The sequence below is a fragment of the Acinetobacter sp. Ver3 genome (assembly GCF_000632455.1).
Lineage (GTDB): Bacteria > Pseudomonadota > Gammaproteobacteria > Pseudomonadales > Moraxellaceae > Acinetobacter.
Genome location: NZ_JFYL01000208.1, coordinates 1 through 233 on the forward strand (window position 1 = coordinate 1; position 233 = coordinate 233).

Annotated in this window: 1 rRNA gene; it reads right to left on the reverse strand. The window is 45.1% G+C overall.

Annotation, left to right across the window (positions count from 1 at the left end):
- Positions 1-26: 26 nt before the first annotated feature.
- Positions 27-141: ribosomal RNA gene (gene rrf, locus CL42_RS16410) — 5S ribosomal RNA — on the reverse strand.
- Positions 142-233 lie beyond the last annotated feature (92 nt).

Genomic DNA, 233 nt, shown 5'->3' on the forward strand with positions numbered 1-233 from the left:
TATTGAAGGGGGTGTTTAGAATAATGAGCTGGCGATGACTTACTCTCACATGGGTAACCCCACACTACCATCAGCGCTAAGAGGTTTCACTTCTGAGTTCGGGAAGGGATCAGGTGGTTCACTCTTGCTATTGTCGCCAGCACAACTGTTGTGACTTTGCTTGGGTCTTATTCGCATGTATTGTTTGCGTGCCTTTGCTTGGTCAAAGAAGTTATTAACAGCTATTTGAGTTG